Source organism: Klebsiella sp. GG_Kp146 (assembly GCF_040061975.1).
Lineage (GTDB): Bacteria > Pseudomonadota > Gammaproteobacteria > Enterobacterales > Enterobacteriaceae > Klebsiella > Klebsiella quasipneumoniae.
Map to the genome: position 1 here is coordinate 142,723 of NZ_JBEAHA010000011.1, position 16,861 is coordinate 159,583.

At 60.8% G+C, this 16,861-nt stretch carries 15 protein-coding genes; 12 read left to right on the forward strand and 3 right to left on the reverse strand.

The window, feature by feature from the left end:
- The first annotated feature begins 199 nt into the window (after nt 1-199).
- The 8 genes from eefA to ABLU95_RS12840 all read left to right on the forward strand — a co-directional run bounded on the left by eefA (nt 200) and on the right by ABLU95_RS12840 (nt 10,980).
- Complete coding sequence (gene eefA, locus ABLU95_RS12805; protein WP_032454398.1) at nt 200-1,324, forward strand: multidrug efflux RND transporter periplasmic adaptor subunit EefA; 1,125 nt, start codon at nt 200-202, stop codon at nt 1,322-1,324.
- Nucleotides 1,324-4,431 carry a multidrug efflux RND transporter permease subunit EefB gene (gene eefB, locus ABLU95_RS12810; protein WP_044525073.1) on the forward strand — a complete coding sequence of 1,036 codons (3,108 nt, stop codon included), beginning with the start codon at nt 1,324-1,326 and terminating at the stop codon, nt 4,429-4,431. Before eefA ends, eefB begins: the two co-directional genes overlap by 1 nt.
- Nucleotides 4,432-4,434: 3 nt before the next feature.
- Nucleotides 4,435-5,799: a multidrug efflux RND transporter outer membrane subunit EefC gene (eefC, locus tag ABLU95_RS12815; protein ID WP_218810501.1), complete on the forward strand. Its 1,365-nt coding sequence runs from the start codon at nt 4,435-4,437 to the stop codon at nt 5,797-5,799.
- Nucleotides 5,800-5,844: 45 nt separating this feature from the next.
- Complete coding sequence (locus tag ABLU95_RS12820) at nt 5,845-7,008, forward strand: multidrug effflux MFS transporter (RefSeq protein WP_065882903.1); 1,164 nt, start codon at nt 5,845-5,847, stop codon at nt 7,006-7,008.
- A gap of 162 nt (nt 7,009-7,170) precedes the next feature.
- Nucleotides 7,171-8,073, forward strand: a complete 903-nt coding sequence (gene murQ / locus ABLU95_RS12825; protein WP_087776713.1) for an N-acetylmuramic acid 6-phosphate etherase — start codon at nt 7,171-7,173, stop codon at nt 8,071-8,073.
- A 24-nt stretch (nt 8,074-8,097) separates the two neighbouring features.
- Nucleotides 8,098-9,528 (forward strand): PTS N-acetylmuramic acid transporter subunit IIBC, encoded by a 1,431-nt coding sequence (gene murP, locus ABLU95_RS12830; protein ID WP_086076497.1) that lies wholly within the window; start codon nt 8,098-8,100, stop codon nt 9,526-9,528.
- 152 nt (nt 9,529-9,680) lie between these two features.
- Entirely contained in the window at nt 9,681-10,583 is a 903-nt protein-coding gene (locus ABLU95_RS12835) for a DMT family transporter (protein WP_004205129.1), read from the forward strand.
- A gap of 106 nt (nt 10,584-10,689) precedes the next feature.
- The gene (locus ABLU95_RS12840; RefSeq protein WP_023291415.1) at nt 10,690-10,980 is read left to right on the forward strand and encodes a YicS family protein; all 291 of its coding nucleotides are present in this window, start codon (nt 10,690-10,692) and stop codon (nt 10,978-10,980) included.
- 64 nt (nt 10,981-11,044) lie between these two features.
- Here the strand turns inward: ABLU95_RS12840 and ABLU95_RS12845 are convergent, their stop codons facing one another.
- A complete protein-coding gene (locus tag ABLU95_RS12845) occupies nt 11,045-11,986 on the reverse strand; it encodes a LacI family DNA-binding transcriptional regulator (RefSeq protein WP_218810499.1) in 942 nt (313 codons plus the stop codon).
- A complete protein-coding gene (locus tag ABLU95_RS12850) occupies nt 11,970-12,287 on the reverse strand; it encodes a hypothetical protein (protein ID WP_124070018.1) in 318 nt (105 codons plus the stop codon). Before ABLU95_RS12850 ends, ABLU95_RS12845 begins: the two co-directional genes overlap by 17 nt.
- Here ABLU95_RS12850 and ABLU95_RS12855 point away from each other — a divergent pair.
- The 4 genes from ABLU95_RS12855 to ABLU95_RS12870 all read left to right on the forward strand — a co-directional run bounded on the left by ABLU95_RS12855 (nt 12,280) and on the right by ABLU95_RS12870 (nt 15,854).
- On the forward strand, nt 12,280-12,594 hold the full coding sequence (locus ABLU95_RS12855; protein WP_218810498.1) for a PTS sugar transporter subunit IIB: 315 nt from the start codon (nt 12,280-12,282) through the stop codon (nt 12,592-12,594). The two genes, ABLU95_RS12850 and ABLU95_RS12855, sit on opposite strands and share 8 nt — an antisense overlap.
- Before the next feature lie 11 nt (nt 12,595-12,605).
- Entirely contained in the window at nt 12,606-13,928 is a 1,323-nt protein-coding gene (locus ABLU95_RS12860; RefSeq protein WP_023291424.1) for a PTS sugar transporter subunit IIC, read from the forward strand.
- Nucleotides 13,929-14,026: 98 nt separating this feature from the next.
- A complete protein-coding gene (locus tag ABLU95_RS12865) occupies nt 14,027-14,329 on the forward strand; it encodes a PTS lactose/cellobiose transporter subunit IIA (RefSeq protein WP_004205145.1) in 303 nt (100 codons plus the stop codon).
- Nucleotides 14,330-14,474: 145 nt separating this feature from the next.
- Nucleotides 14,475-15,854: a carbohydrate porin gene (locus ABLU95_RS12870; protein WP_023291425.1), complete on the forward strand. Its 1,380-nt coding sequence runs from the start codon at nt 14,475-14,477 to the stop codon at nt 15,852-15,854.
- A 208-nt stretch (nt 15,855-16,062) separates the two neighbouring features.
- Here the strand turns inward: ABLU95_RS12870 and phnV are convergent, their stop codons facing one another.
- Nucleotides 16,063-16,860 carry a 2-aminoethylphosphonate ABC transport system, membrane component PhnV gene (gene phnV, locus ABLU95_RS12875; protein ID WP_032454408.1) on the reverse strand — a complete coding sequence of 266 codons (798 nt, stop codon included), beginning with the start codon at nt 16,858-16,860 and terminating at the stop codon, nt 16,063-16,065.
- Nucleotide 16,861: the final 1 nt, after the last annotated feature.

The following is a 16,861-nucleotide window of genomic DNA, read 5'->3' on the forward strand; positions in this document are numbered from 1 at the left end:
ACAAAACCAGAGGAGATGCGCTTTTCACCTCCTGAAGGCCGAAGAGGTTGGCTTCAGCGGAGACACAATAACAATCACGTTCAGGAACATCTGTGTTCCTTTTTTGTCATTTTCGCTTAGCCGAAAATGCCTCAGCGCCCAACCTATTCCCTCGTTTTTAAATAAACGGGGCGGACGTCTTATATCTTGAGAAAATATAATGAAATACATCATAGCTCCCATCGCGACAGCATTATTTCTCCTCAGCGGATGCGATAATGCGCAGACATCTGCCCCGCAGCAACCCACGCCGGAAGTGGGCGTGGTCACTCTGCAAAGCCAGCCGGTTCCGGTAGTCAGCCAGCTCACCGGCCGCACCACCGCCTCGCTCAGCGCCGAAGTACGCCCGCAGGTGGGCGGCATCATCCAGAAGCGCCTGTTTACCGAAGGCGATATGGTGAAGGCCGGGCAGGCCCTTTACCAGATCGATCCCTCCAGCTATCGCGCGACCTGGAATGAAGCGGCGGCGGCGCTGAAACAGGCCCAGGCGCTGGTGGTCTCCGATTGCCAGAAGGCTCAGCGCTACGCGTCGCTGGTCCGGGATAACGGCGTCTCCCGCCAGGATGCCGACGACGCCGCCTCCACCTGCGCCCAGGACAAGGCCAGCGTGGCATCGAAGAAAGCGGCGCTGGAGAGCGCGCGCATCAACCTGAACTGGACCACCGTCACCGCGCCGATTGCCGGGCGCATCGGCATCTCGTCGGTCACGCCGGGGGCGCTGGTCTCCGCCGATCAGGATACCGCGCTGGCGACGATCCGCGGGCTCGACACCATGTATGTCGATCTGACGCGATCCAGCGTCGATCTCCTGCGTTTACGCAAACAAAGCCTGGCCAGCAACAGCGATACCCTCAGCGTGACGTTAATCCTTGAAGATGGCAGCACCTACAGCGAAAAAGGGCGTCTGGCGCTCACCGAAGTCGCCGTCGATGAATCCACCGGCTCGGTAACCCTGCGCGCCATCTTCCCCAACCCGCAGCACGTCCTGCTGCCGGGGATGTTTGTCCGCGCGCGCATCGATGAAGGCATCATGAACGACGCGATCCTCGCCCCGCAGCAGGGGATTACCCGCGATGCCAAAGGCGACGCCACGGCGCTGGTGGTCGATGCCGACAACAAAGTTGCGCAGCGCGCCGTGGAAACCGGCGACACCTACGGCGATAAATGGCTGGTGCTGAGCGGCCTGAAAGCGGGCGACAAGCTGATCGTCGAAGGCACGGGTAAAGTGGCCCCAGGCCAGACGGTGAAGGCCGTGGCCGTCAACAATAACGGAGGCAACGCCTGATGTTCTCCCGTTTCTTCGTGCGTCGCCCGGTCTTTGCCTGGGTGATCGCCATTCTGATTATGCTCGCCGGCGTGCTGGCGATCCGCACTCTGCCGGTAGGCCAGTACCCGGACGTCGCCCCGCCGGCGGTGAAAATCTCCGCCACCTACACCGGCGCCTCCGCCGAAACCCTGGAGAACAGCGTCACCCAGGTGATCGAGCAGCAGCTTACCGGCCTCGACCATCTGCTCTACTTCAGCTCCACCAGCAGCTCCGACGGCTCGGTCAGCATCACCGTCACCTTTGAGCAGGGGACCGACCCGGACACCGCCCAGGTGCAGGTGCAGAACAAAGTCCAGCAGGCGGAATCGCGGCTGCCGAGCGAAGTCCAGCAGTCCGGCGTGACGGTGGAAAAATCGCAGAGCAGCTTCCTGCTGATCCTCGCGGTGTATGACAAAACCGACCGCGCCACCAGCTCCGATATCTCCGACTGGCTGGTCAGCAACCTGCAGGACCCGCTGGCGCGCGTAGAGGGCGTCGGTAGCCTGCAGGTGTTCGGCGCCGAATACGCGATGCGCGTCTGGATGGACCCGACTAAACTCGCCTCCTACTCGCTGATGCCTTCCGACGTCCAGTCGGCGATTGAGGCGCAGAACGTGCAGGTCTCCGCCGGTAAAATCGGCGCCCTGCCATCGTCCAGCGCCCAGCAGCTGACCGCCACCGTGCGCGCGCAGTCGCGGCTGCAAACCCCTGACCAGTTCAAAGCGATCATCGTGAAAAGCCAGGCCGACGGCTCGGTGGTGCGCCTGAGCGATGTCGCGCGGGTGGAGATGGGCAGCGAGGATTACACCGCTACCGCCAATCTCAACGGCCACCCGGCCGCCGGGATCGCGGTGATGATGGCCCCCGGCGCCAACGCGCTGGACACCGCGACCCTGGTGAAAAGCAAAATCGCCGAATTCCAGCGTCAGATGCCGCAGGGCTACGATATCGCCTATCCAAAGGACAGCACCGAGTTCATCAAAATCTCGGTCGAAGACGTGATTCAGACCCTTTTCGAAGCGATTATCCTCGTGGTCTGCGTGATGTATCTGTTCCTGCAGAACTTCCGCGCCACGCTGATCCCGGCGGTAGCGGTCCCGGTGGTGCTGCTCGGCACCTTCGGCGTGCTGGCGCTGTTCGGCTACTCGATTAACACCCTGACGCTGTTCGCCATGGTGCTGGCGATCGGCCTGCTGGTGGACGACGCCATCGTGGTGGTGGAGAACGTTGAGCGCATTATGCGCGACGAAGGGCTGCCCGCCCGGGAAGCCACCGAAAAATCGATGGGCGAAATCTCCGGCGCGCTGGTGGCGATCGCCCTGGTGCTGTCGGCGGTCTTTCTGCCGATGGCCTTCTTCGGCGGCTCGACCGGGGTCATTTATCGCCAGTTCTCGGTGACCATTATCTCGGCGATGATGCTGTCGGTGGTGGTGGCCCTGACCCTCACCCCGGCGCTGTGCGGCGCGCTGCTCAGCCACTCCAGGCCTCATACTAAAGGGTTCTTCGGCGCGTTTAACCGCCTGTGGGGACGCACGGAAGCGGGCTACCAGCGCCGCGTGCTCGGCGGCCTGCGCCGTGGCGCGGTGATGATGGGCGCTTACGTCCTGATTTGCGGGGCGATGGCGCTGGCGATGTGGAAACTGCCGGGCAGCTTTCTGCCGGTGGAGGACCAGGGGGAGATCATGGTCCAGTACACCCTGCCCGCCGGGGCCACCGCGGTGCGTACCGCCGAGGTGCGTCGCCAGGTCACCGACTGGTTCCTGACCAAAGAGAAAGCCAATACCAACGTCATTTTCACCGTCGACGGCTTCAGCTTTAGCGGCAGCGGTCAGAACGCCGGGATGGCCTTCGTGTCGCTGAACAACTGGTCGCAGCGCAAAGGCGACGACAATACCGCCCAGGCCATCGCCCTGCGCGCCAATAAAGAGCTGGGGACGATCCGCGACGCCACCCTGTTCGCCATGACCCCGCCGTCGGTGGACGGTCTCGGACAGAGCAACGGCTTCACCTTCGAGCTGATGGCCAGCGGCGGTACCGACCGCGACAGCCTGATGAAGCTACGCAGTCAGCTGCTGGCGGCGGCCAACCAGAGCGGCGAGCTGCAGTCGGTGCGCGCCAACGACCTGCCGCAGATGCCGCAGCTGCAGGTAGATATCGATAACAACAAAGCGGTCTCGCTGGGGCTGTCGCTGAGCGACGTGACCGATACGCTCTCCAGCGCCTGGGGCGGTACCTACGTGAATGACTTTATCGACCGCGGCCGGGTGAAGAAGGTCTATATCCAGGGCGAGAGCGACGCGCGCGCCGTGCCCTCCGACCTCGGCAAATGGTTCGTTCGCGGCAGCGATAACAGCATGACGCCGTTCTCCGCCTTCGCCACCACCCACTGGCAATACGGCCCGGAAAGCCTGGTGCGCTACAACGGCTCCGCCGCCTTTGAGATCCAGGGCGAAAACGCCGCCGGCTTCAGCTCCGGCGCGGCGATGGACAAGATGGAAAAGCTGGCCGACAGCCTGCCGGCGGGCTCCACCTGGGCGTGGAGCGGCATTTCGCTGCAGGAAAAGCTGGCCAGCGGCCAGGCGATGAGCCTGTACGCCATCTCGATTCTGGTGGTGTTCCTGTGCCTGGCGGCGCTGTATGAGAGCTGGTCGGTGCCGTTCTCGGTGATCATGGTCATCCCGCTCGGCCTGCTCGGCGCGGCGCTGGCGGCGACGCTGCGCGGCTTAAGCAACGACGTCTACTTCCAGGTGGCGCTGCTGACCACCATCGGCCTGTCGTCGAAGAACGCCATCCTGATCGTGGAGTTCGCTGAATCCGCAGTGGATGAGGGTTATTCGCTCTCCCGGGCGGCGATCCGCGCCGCGCAGACCCGTCTGCGCCCAATTGTCATGACCTCGCTGGCGTTTATCGCCGGGGTGCTGCCGCTGGCCATCGCCACCGGCGCCGGGGCCAACAGCCGCGTGGCGATCGGCACCGGCATCATCGGCGGCACCCTGACGGCCACCCTGCTGGCGGTGTTCTTCGTACCGCTGTTCTTCGTGCTGGTGAAACGCTTCTTCACCCGCCAACGTTCTTCTCAGGAGTAAGGTATGTTTCGTTTGAGTTTTATGTTTATCGCGCTCCTGACCGCGGGCTGCGTCTCGCTTGACCCGCATTATGATCGCCCGGCCGCGCCGGTGCCGGCTACCCTGCCCGGGGCGCACGGCGAATCGACGGCGGTGGTCGGCGACTGGCAGAAAGTGGTCAATGACGCGCGGCTGAAAAAAGTGGTCAGTATCGCGCTGAACAGCAACCGAGATGTGCAAAAGGCGCTGGCCGATATCGAGGCCGCGCGCGCCCAGTACGGCGAGACGCGGGCGTCGCTGTTTCCCACCGTCGATGCCGAGCTGAGCCATACGCGCAGCAAAACGGTGGCCAGCGGCCTGAGCTCCGCTTCGCAGGCCGACGGCGCGGTCTCCAGCTTCGAGCTGGATCTGTTTGGCAAGAACCAGAGCTTGTCGCGCGCGGCGCGCGAAACCTGGCTTGCCAGCGAATTCACCGCGCAGAATACCCGGCTGACGATGATTGCCGATTTGACCACCGCCTGGGTGACGCTGGCGACGGATAACAGCAATCTGGCGCTGGCGCAGCAGACCATGGACAGCGCAGCAAACTCGCGCAACATCGTCGCCCGTCAGATGGCGGTGGGCACCGCCTCCGCCGGCGATTTAAGCTCGGCGGAAAGCGTCTATCAGCAGGCGCGCGCCAGCGTCGCCAGCTACCGCACGCTGGTGGCGCAGGATAAAAACGCTATTAACCTGCTGGCGGGGGAAACCGTGCCGGAGAGCCTGCTGCCCGGCACCCTCGACAGTCTCGGGGATAACTGCATCGCCCTGGTGCCGGCGGGGGTGTCATCGTCGGTGCTGCTGCGCCGGCCGGATATTCAGGAAGCGGAGCATAATCTGAAGAGCGCCAATGCCGATATCGGCGCGGCGCGGGCGAACTTCTTCCCGTCGATTTCCCTGACCGCCAGCGCCGGCGTCGGCAGCGACTCGCTGTCGTCGCTGTTCAGCCACGGGATGCAGGTGTGGTCGTTCGCCCCCTCCATTAGCCTGCCGCTGTTCACCGGCGGCAGCAACCTGGCGCAGTTGCGCTATACGGAAGCGGAGAAGAAGGGGCTGATCGCCACCTACGAGAAATCGATTCAGAGCGCCTTTAAGGACGTTGCCGATGCGCTGGCGCGCCGGGAAACGCTAAATGAAGAGCTCGATGCCCAGCAACAGTATGTCGCCGCCGAGCAGACCTCGCTGGATATCGCCATGAAGAGCTATCAGGCTGGGGTCGGCGATTATCTGTCGGTGCTCACCGCCCAGCGCACGCTGTGGTCAGCGAAGACGACGCTGCTGTCCCTGCAGCAAACCGACCTCAATAACCGGATCACCCTCTGGCAGTCGCTGGGCGGCGGCGCCAGTTAATTTCACCCGCCGGGCGACCGCGCCCGGCTTCTGTAAGGAATCGTTATGCCACGTGTTTCCCTCTCCTGGGCGCTGATCCTCGGCCTGCTATCGGGCATTGGGCCGCTGTGCACGGATTTTTATCTGCCGGCGCTGCCGGAGATCACTCAGCAGCTGCAGGCCACCAGCACTCAGACCCAGCTGTCGCTGACCGCCGCACTGATTGGCCTCGGCCTGGGTCAGCTGTTTTTCGGCCCGCTGAGCGACCGCATTGGCCGCCTGAAACCGCTGGCGCTGTCCCTGCTGTTGTTTATCTTCTCTTCGGCGATGTGCGCCCTGACCCAGGATATCAACATGCTGATTGTCTGGCGCTTTTTACAGGGCTTCGCCGGCGCCGGCGGCTCGGTGCTGTCGCGCTCCATCGCCCGCGATAAATACCAGGGCACCCTGCTGACCCAGTTTTTCGCCCTGCTGATGACGGTGAACGGCATTGCGCCGGTCCTGTCCCCGGTGCTGGGCGGCTACGTGATCACCGCCTTCGACTGGCGAATTCTCTTCTGGACGATGGCCGCCATTGGCGGCGCGCTGCTGGTCATGAGCCTGACTATCCTGCGGGAAACGCGCCCGGCCGCGGCGACCCATGCCGCCCGCCAGCGGCCCGGCCAGCCGGTGCTGAAGAATCGTCGTTTTCTGCGCTTCTGCCTGATTCAGGCGTTTATGATGGCCGGGCTGTTCTCCTACATCGGCTCCTCTTCCTTCGTAATGCAGAGCGAATACGGCATGAGCGCCATGCAGTTCAGCCTGCTGTTTGGTCTGAACGGTATCGGGCTGATTATCGCGGCGATGATCTTTTCCCGTCTGGCGCGCCGCTTCAGCGCCGAAGGCCTGCTGCGCGGCGGCCTGACGCTGGCGGTGGGCTGCGCGGCGATCATGCTGCTGTTTGCCTGGCTGCAGCTGCCGGTTCTGGCGCTGGTCGGCCTGTTTTTTACCGTGTCGCTGATGAGCGGCATCAGTACCGTCGCCGGCGCGGAAGCGATGAGCGCCGTCGACGCCGCCCAGTCCGGGACCGCGTCCGCGCTGATGGGCACCCTGATGTTTGTTTTCGGCGGCATCGCCGCGCCGTTGGCGGGCCTCGGCGGCGAAACGATGCTGAAGATGAGCCTCGCGATGGCGATCTGCTACCTGCTGGCGCTGCTGATGGGGCTCAGCCAGCCGCGCGGCGCGCGCTAAACGCCAGGTGCGGTAATAAAATATTCCACCTTGATTACCGCACTATTTCCCGCCATCTCTACCATTCTCATATTATTCTCCTCGAACTAATCGTGATACTCTTCACAGGCAAGGAATAAATAATTCCTTATACTGCGCACGACTGAGAATAACGAGGTTCCTATGAGTATTGACCTGAGTAAACTGCTGACCGAGCGACGCAACGCCAACAGCGCCAACATTGACACCCTTTCCACCCTCGAGATGCTGACGGTGATAAACCGGGAAGACCAGCAGGTGGCCCAGGCGATTACGCCCTATCTGCCGCAGATTGCCGAGGTGGTGGATAAGGTCGCGACGGCGCTGCAGGCCGGTGGCCGCTTGATTTATATCGGCGCTGGCACCTCAGGGCGTCTGGGGATCCTCGATGCCAGCGAATGCCCACCGACCTTTGGCACCCGCCCGGAGCAGGTGGTGGGGATCATCGCCGGCGGACATAAAGCGATTCTCAGCGCCGTGGAAAACGTGGAAGACAACAAAGCGCAGGGGGCGATGGATCTGCAGAACCTGAACTTCAGCAACCGCGATGTACTGGTGGGGCTGGCGGCCAGCGGACGCACGCCGTACGTCATTGGCGCCATGGAGTATGCCCATCGTCAGAATGCCTTTGTCGCCATCGTCAGCTGTAACCCGCATGGCGAAATGGCTCAGCTGGCGGACGTCGCCATCACCCCGGTGGTCGGCCCGGAGGTAGTGACCGGCTCGACCCGCCTGAAAGCCGGCACCGCGCAGAAGCTGGTGCTGAACATGATCTCCACCGGGGCGATGATCCGCGTCGGCAAGGTCTACAGCAACCTGATGGTCGACGTCGAAGCGACCAACGCCAAGCTGATTGAGCGCCAGGTTTCCATCGTGATGGAGGCGACCGACTGCGATCGCCCCACCGCCCAGAATGCGCTGGAGGCCTGCGGCCGTCACTGTAAAACGGCGATCGTGATGGTGCTCGCAGACTTAAGCGCCGAAGAGGCGCAGTCGCTGCTGGCGAAAAACAACGGCTACATCCGCAAGGCGCTCAGCAACACCTGAGCGCCGACAGACAGGTAACGGGCAATGGCAAAAATAACGAAAGAGATGATAGCGCGGATCCTCAGCCACGTGGGCGGCGCCGCAAACGTCGCGCAGGCGGGCAACTGCATGACGCGCCTGCGCTTGACCCTGCGCGATGAAGGCCTGGCCGACACCGCCGCCATCCGCCAGATTGACGGCGTGATGGGGGTGATCGTCAGCGACGAGCAGTTCCAGGTGGTGCTCGGCCCCGGCAAGGCGCAAACCGCCGCCGAGATGATGAACGGCCTGCTGGAGGAGGCGCCCGCCGCGCCGACGCTGGCCGACGTCGCGGCGGAGAAAAAACAGGCGCTGAAGGGCAAGCAGACCAGCGCGGTGCAGAAGTTTCTCGCCAAATTCGCCACCATTTTTACGCCGCTGATCCCCGGCTTTATCGCCGTCGGGCTGCTGCTGGGCTTCGCCACCCTGGCGGAACAGGTTTTCGTGCTGGAGAACGCCCATCCGAACGCCAGCCTGGTGGCGCTGATTGGCTATATGAAGGTATTCAGCAAAGGGATGTTCACCTTCCTGAGTATCCTGATTGGCTATAACGCCCAGAAGGCGTTCGGCGGCTCCGGCGTGAACGGCGCGATTATCGCCTCGCTGTTCGTGCTGGGCTACAACCCGGAGGCGACCAGCGGCGTCTACGCCGGGATCTCCACCTTCTTCGGCCACGGTATCGATCCGCGCGGCAATATCATCGGCGTATTGATCGCCGCCATCCTTGGGGCGTGGGTTGAACGCCAGGTGCGGCGGGTCATGCCGGCCAACCTCGATATGATCCTCACCTCGGCGGTGACGCTGCTGATCATGGGCGCGGTGACCTTTACGGTGATCATGCCGATTGGCGGCTGGTTGTTTACCGGCATGTCGTGGCTGTTCCTGCATCTTAACGGCAATCCGTTTGGCTCGGCGGTGCTGGCCGGTCTGTTCCTACTGGCGGTGATGTTCGGCGTCCATCAGGGGTTTGTCCCGGTCTATTTTGCGCTGGTGGATGCCCAGGGCTTTAACTCGCTGTTCCCAATCCTGGCGATGGCCGGGGCCGGGCAGGTGGGGGCGGCGCTGGCGCTGTTCTGGCGGGCGAAGCGCGATTCGCTGCTGCGAACCCAGATTAAGGGGGCGATTATTCCGGGCTTCCTCGGGATTGGCGAGCCGCTAATCTACGGCGTCACCCTGCCGCGGATGAAGCCGTTTGTCACCGCCTGCCTCGGCGGCGCCTGCGGCGGCTTCTTCGTCGGGCTGATCGCCTGGCTGGGGCTGCCGGTCGGCCTGAACACGGTGTTTGGTCCGTCCGGCCTGGTGGCGCTGCCGCTGATGACCTCCGGCAGCGGGATTTACGCCGGGATGGCGGTCTACGCCGGCGGACTGGCGGTCTCCTACCTGTGCGGCTTTGCGCTCACCTGGCTGTTCGGCAGTAAAAATGTCGATTTAAGTTAGAACGCGATTGTCGGTTAATGCCCGGCGGCGGCTTCGCCTTACCGGGCCTGCAAAATAGTTGTACCGCCGCGCCCGACTACCATTTCCTGCCCCGCCGCCCCGGGCGGGCGCATGCTATGATTCCCCTTTGTCATATTTCGCCAGAGGAAAAGATGGGCTCCAGCAAAAAAGGGATGCTGAACGTACTGATTGCCGCCGTGCTGTGGGGCAGTTCCGGGGTGTGCGCGCAGTTTATTATGCAGGAAAGCCAGATGTCGTCGCCGTTTCTGACCATGACGCGTCTGCTGTTCGCCGGGCTGATCCTGTTGATGCTCGGCTTTGTTCACGGCGACCGCATTTTCCGCGTGCTGCAAAACCGCCGCGACGCCGTCAGCCTGCTGTTTTTCTCGCTGTTTGGCGCGTTAACCGTGCAGTTCACCTTTCTGATGACCATTGAGAAATCGAATGCCGCCACGGCCACGGTGCTGCAGTTCCTGTCCCCGACGATCATCGTCGCCTGGTTCGCCCTTGCCCGTAAAGCGCGCCCCACTCCGCTGGTGCTGGGGGCTATCTGCACCTCGCTGGCAGGCACCTTTCTGCTGGTGACCCACGGCAACCCGACGACGCTGTCGATTTCGCCGGCGGCGCTGTTCTGGGGGATCGCCTCGGCGTTTGCCGCCGCGTTTTATACCACCTATCCCTCGACGCTGATTGCCCGCTACGGGACGCTGCCGATCGTGGGATGGAGCATGCTGTTCGGCGGCGCGATGCTGCTGCCGTTTTACGGCGGCCAGGGCACCGATTTTGTGGTTAACGGCAGCCTGCTGTTAGCCTTTTTCTACCTGGTGGTGATCGGTACTTCGCTGACCTTCAGCCTTTATCTTAACGGCGCGCAGAAGATTGGCGGCGCCAAAGCCGGGATCCTCAGCTGTGCCGAACCGCTGAGCAGCGCCCTGCTGTCGCTTCTGCTGCTGGGGATCACCTTCACGCTGCCGGACTGGCTGGGCACTCTGCTGATCCTGGCCTCGGTGGTGCTGATCGCCATCGACTCGCGGCGGCGGGTGAGAGCCGCCTGAGGCGATGATAACAAACGCCTTTTCAACAAGTTAAATTAACCGCTATTTGCGTGTTTGCCCGCCTGCGCATATAGTTGACGGAAGCGATTACGGAAGGAGAAGCCTGATGAAAGCATGTTGGATGGTATGCCTGGTCACCGCCCTGAGCGCCACGTCGGCGTGGGCTGAATCACCGCTGCAAAGCCTGCAGTTCGAACAGCAAAAGCAGCAGGTGCTTAAAGCGGTGAAGGAAAAATGCGCGCCAGCAAGCCACCTCAGCGACAACGATTTTGCCAATAACGTGCTGGCGACCGACGGCAACAAGAACGCGGTCCGCGAAGCAACGCTGGCGAAAGAGCGCAATAACCAGAAAAGCTACCAGGCCGCGATCGACAAAATCGTCTGTCCGGCCAAATAGCCATCTCGGCATGACCGCCGTCCTGTCGTGGACAGACGGCGGGAGATCTCGGTGAGTGCTGCGTTTAGTGCTTCGGAATAATTAAATCGCCGCGCAGCGGGCTGCCGCCCGGGTTGTCCGTTTTCGCGGTCAACCAGTTGACGATCCGCGACGCCATCGCGTCCATGGAATATTCAATCGCCGGGATAGTCGGGATACCGGGCAGCTGTAACGATCCGGCGAGGCTAAACACCATCACATTTTGCGGAACGGCGCGGTTAAACGCCTGCAGCTGCGGCACCACGCGCTGCGCCTGCTGTTCATCGCTCACCAGCAGCGCATTAAAGTTCAGCGTCGTGGCGTTATTGACCAGCTCCTGCACCGCCACCGACGGCGAGGTGTTATCCAAAAACACCAGATTGCGATTAAACGGCAAAAAGTTTTTTTCCAGCGCGTGCTTGTAGCCCAGCAGCACCTGATCGGCGAAGCCGCTGCTCTGGGGATGGATCAGCGCAATCTGCCTTCTGCCCTGGCTTATCAGATAGTGACAGGCGGTTTCGGCGGCGAAGGCGTGATCGAACTGAATGCTGTTTTCGCCCTCGCTGTCGAGGCAGTCCACCAGCACCACGTCCGGGCGGTGAATATTCAGAGGAAAACGCGCGCCGATGATCAGCACGTTATCGCACAGCCCGCAGGTCAACTCCTCCAGCGAGTTCATCACGCCGCTGCTGGTGTTGGCGAAGCGCAGCAGCAGGTGCTTCTGGTGCTGGCTGAGCTGTTTTTCCAGGGCGTAGAGATAGCTGGTGGTTTGATTGATATTGTCCTGGGCGCAGATGACGCCGATGCAGCCGGTGGACTGGCTAAGCAACGACTGGGCTATCATGTTTGGCCGGTAATTGAGCGTTTCCGCCGCCTGCAGCACCGCCTGACGACTGGCCTCCTTCACGCCACGTGAGCCGCTCAACACTCGCGACACCGTGGCTTTGGAAACCCCGGCAAGTCGTGAAACATCATTGATTGTCGACATCATTTTCCCCTGCGCGGGCGCCGCGCCCCGCTAAAATCCCGTAAACCTGAATCGCTTCAATTATGACCAGCGCAGTATATCCATTTCGCCATTTGTTTGGAAACCGATTTTCCATTTCAGCGCAAAACATCGCCAAATCGACAGAATAATGTGAGCCAAATCCAATAAATCCGCCCCATAAGCAGGAGATCTTGACCACTATCACAGTTCTGCTTTTTATAAATGGAAACCGGTTTCCGTCTGATATCAAATCATCCACGCAATAACTTTTTACATTTTGAGGATGGTCGTCGATGTACAAGATTATGCTGTGCTGTTCTGCCGGAATGTCCACCAGTCTGCTGGTCAGAAAGATGGTGGAGGCGGCGAATGAACGTGATCTGCCGGTGCAGATTGACGCCTATGGCGTTTCCGAATTTGACATCCAGTTTCCGCAGTATCAGGTGGTGTTGCTTGGCCCCCAGGTGAAATACATGTTGAAAACCCTGTCTGACAAAGCGGCTTCCCTCAACATTCCGGTTCAGCCCATCGATACGATGGACTACGGCATGCAGCGGGGAGACAACGTCCTGAATTATGCTCTGTCGCTGATGCCAGCGGCGCACTGAGAGGTGTTGAAATGAGTTCTCTGTATCAGTCCATGATTGCCGTGATCGAGCAATCTATTACTCCGCTGGCAGGACGCCTTGGGCAGCAGAAATATGTTATCGCTATCCGCGATGGCTTCACTGCCGCATTGCCGTTTATGATCATCGGCTCTTTCATGCTGGTATTTATCTTTCCGCCGTTTTCACCCGATACCACCAACGGCTTTGCCCGCGGCTGGCTCGATTTCTCCCAGCACTACCGCGAACAGCTGATGCTGCCGTTTAACCTCAGCATGGGCGTAATGACCTTCTTTATCTCGGTCGGCATTGGCGCCAGCCTCGGTCGTCAGTTTCAGCTCGATCCGGTGATGTCCGGTCTGCTGGCGTTTATGGCCTTCCTGCTGGTCGCCGCGCCCTATGCCGATGGTAAAATTTCCACTCAGTATCTGTCCGGCCAGGGCATTTTTACCGCCCTGATCACCGCCATCTACTCCACCCGCGTCTACGCGTGGCTGAAGCAAAACAACATCACCATCCGTCTGCCGAAAGAGGTGCCGACCGGCGTCGCCCGTTCATTTGAAATCCTGATCCCGGTGCTGGTGGTGATTGGTACTTTGCATCCGCTGAACCTGTTTATCGAAGCGCAGACCGGGATGATCCTGCCGCAGGCGATCATGCATCTGCTGGAGCCGCTGGTTTCCGCCTCCGACTCGCTGCCGGCGATTTTGCTCTCCGTTCTGATGTGCCAGATTTTCTGGTTCGCCGGGATCCACGGCTCGCTGATTGTCACCGGCATTATGAACCCGTTCTGGATGGCCAACCTGTCGGCAAACCAGGCGGCGCTGGCGGCCGGCACGGTGCTGCCGCACGTCTATCTGCAGGGTTTCTGGGATCACTATCTGCTGATTGGCGGCGTCGGTTCGACCCTGCCGCTGGCCTTCCTGCTGCTGCGTAGCCGGGCCACTCATCTGCGCACCATCGGCAAGATGGGCATCGTGCCGAGCTTCTTTAATATCAACGAGCCGATCCTGTTCGGGGCGCCGATCATCATGAACCCGATGATGTTTATTCCCTTCGTCTGCGTACCGATGGTCAACGCGGTGCTGGCTTACGGCGCGACGCGTCTTGGCTGGCTGAGCCAGGTGGTGTCTCTCACTCCGTGGACCACGCCGGCACCGATTGGCGCCTCGTGGGCGGCCAACTGGACGCTGAGCCCGGTAGTGATGTGCCTTATCTGCATGGTGATGTCGGCGGTGATTTACCTGCCGTTCCTGCGCGCCTATGAACGTTCCTTAATGAAAACCGAAGTTGAGAAAACCAAAAATAGCGTTCCGGTGGCAGAAACCGTTAGCTAATTCCTCTCCGCCCCGGAGAGATAATATGATGACAGCGTCATAATGCAGAAAAAGGACTTTCACTGCATTATTAAATAATAAAGACCTCAGGAATACACATGATTGAATTAGAAGATGCGGTAATGGAAATTATCGTCAATGCGGGACAGTCACGCTCATTATGTTTTGAAGCGCTGCATGCGGCCCGAACCGGAAATATCGACGAAGCGCGTTTACTCTTAAATGAGGCCGACGGTTACGCCCGCCGGGCGCATCAGATGCAGACCCAGCTCATCGAGCAGGATGCCGGTGAAGCGCGTCAGCCTATGACGCTTATTATGGTACATGCCCAGGATCATCTGATGAATTCGCTGCTGGCCCGCGAGTTCTCAGAAGAATTAATCCATCTGTACCAGCGTTAATTAATATGGAATAACGTCAGCGAGAATATTTCTCTCCGGCGTCGCTGTACCCTAAAAAAACAAATCAGCTTATTTTGGTTATTTATTTTAGCCAGAATGGGATGGTTATTATCTGAAATATATTAATTATTAAAGCGAGATAACCATGAATACTGTGAAAAAACTGCCTTTAGCCATGGCGGTTGTCGCCGCGCTGTGCCCAATTTCCGTAATGGCGCAAGAATTTACTCAGGAACAGATCGACGCCATCGTCGCCAAAGCCGTTGATAAAGCGCTGGCCGACCGCCAGGCGAAAATTGACGCCGCGGCCGACAAAAAGGTCGACGTCATTACCAACCCGCAGACCACCGCCGCCTCGCCGGATGTGGCGATTCCGTTCGGCCTCAAGTTCAGCGGCTATGCCCGCTATGGCGCCCATTTCCAGACCGGCGACCAGAAATATGTCGGCGTCGACGGCTCCTATAACGGCGCCTCGGCGATCGGCCGTCTGGGCAACGAAAGCAACGGCGGCGAATTCCAGATCAGCAAAGCCTTCAAAAGCGCGCAGGGGGCTATCTGGGATCTCAACGTCATGTTCGACCACTGGAGCGACGAGGTTAACCTGAAGAAGGCCTACGTCGGCGTCACCAACGTGCTGGAATCCAACCCCAACGCCTATATCTGGGCCGGCCGCGACTTCCACCAGCGTCCGCAACAGGGGATCAACGACTACTTCTGGATGAACCACGACGGCCAGGGCGCCGGGGTGAAAAACTTCGATATCGGCGGCGTGCAGTTCGACGTGGCGGCGGTGTCGCAGGTGAAATCCTGTAGCCCGGAAGTGATGGCCGATGAGACCAACCCGTCGCGCATCACCTGTACCGGCAGCTCCGACACCGGGGACAACGGCCACTACGCGCTGACCACCAAAACCCACAACATCAAGGCCGGGCCGATCGACGTCGAGGTGTACGCCAACTACGGCTTTGACTCGAAGGCGGTGGACAGCGACGCGCGTCTCGAAGCCTGGCAGGGCGGCCTGGTGCTGAGCCACACCAACGACAGCGGAGTGAACAAGGTGATCCTGCGCTACTCCGACAACTCGGATAACAGCGTCTACAACAAAACCGACGACCTGACCACGGTCTACGCCAGCTTCGAGGGCAGCCATAAGTTCACCCAGCAGGCGCAGGTGGAATATCTGCTGGCCTTCCACGACTACGACAACGGCAAAGATAATACCGACAACCGCAAAAACTATGGCGCCATCGTGCGGCCGATGTACTTCTGGAACGACGTGCACTCCACCTGGCTGGAAGCGGGCTACCAGCGCGTGGACTACGACCAGGGCGGGGATAACCACGGCTGGAAGCTGACGCTGTCGCAGAACATCGCCATCGGCATGGGGCCGGAGTTCCGTCCGATGCTGCGCTTCTACGTGACCGGCGGTCAGGTGGACAACGAGCATACCGCGAAGGTCAACGGCACCAAAGACCAGCAGCTGGATTCGCTGAACGTCGGCGGGATGTTTGAGGCGTGGTTCTGATGCGATAGCGTTGTCGAAGGAGCGTTCCCGGCTGGCGCTACGCTTAGCCGGGCTACGACTGGTGCGCTCCATTTATGCCGGATGGCGGCATACATGCCTTATCCGGCCTACGTTTCTGAAGCGGACTAAGGGATATCTCCCCCTAGGCCCGGCAAGCGCAGCGCCGCCGGTCAGTCTGCCGCCAGCCCCGCATGACGACATCCACTCTTTATCTCTGACACAAACGACGGGCGATGCGCTCCAGCTTCATCATCAACAGCAGCGTGACGCCCACCAGCACGATGGTCAGCGCCGAGCCATCGGCGATATTACCGCGATCGGTCAGGCTGAAAATGGTTACCGGCAGGGTGGTCCAGCCCGGCGGATAGATCATCACCGTCGCTCCCAACTCCCCCATCGACAGCGATAAACTCAGCGCCAACGCCGAGATCATCCATGGCGTCATCAGCGGCAGCGTCACATGGCGCAGGCGGTACCACGGGGAAGCGCCCAGGCTGGAGGCGACGTTTTCAATATCAGCGGAAATTCGCGCCAGCCCGGTGGTCACGTTGCTGAAGGTAAAGGCCGAGATCAGCACGAAATGCGCCGCCAGGACGATAAAGAAGGTGCCATTCATCTGCAGCGGCCCCTGGCTGAAGGCCACCAGAATGCCCAGTCCCACGGAAACCGAGGGGATGGCGCTGGGCAGATAAAACATCAACCCAAGATATTTCTGCAGCTTCGCGCCCGTCTGGCGCAGCGCCAGCGCCGCCCACATCCCGCACAGCAGCGCCAGCAGGCTGGCGCAGAAGCCCACCATCAGGCTGGAAAACAGCGAATCCCACGCCGCGCCGCGAAAAGCGTTAACAAAGTGGGCAAAGGTAAAGCCGGTGGGCAGCAGGCCGTTCCACTGCTGGCTCAGGCTGGAGAGCAAAATCACCGCCAGCGGCAGCAGGAAGATGCCGGCAAAGAGCGTCACCGCCAGCGCGCCCGCCGCCGCACGGCCTTTACGCGACCAAATCAACATC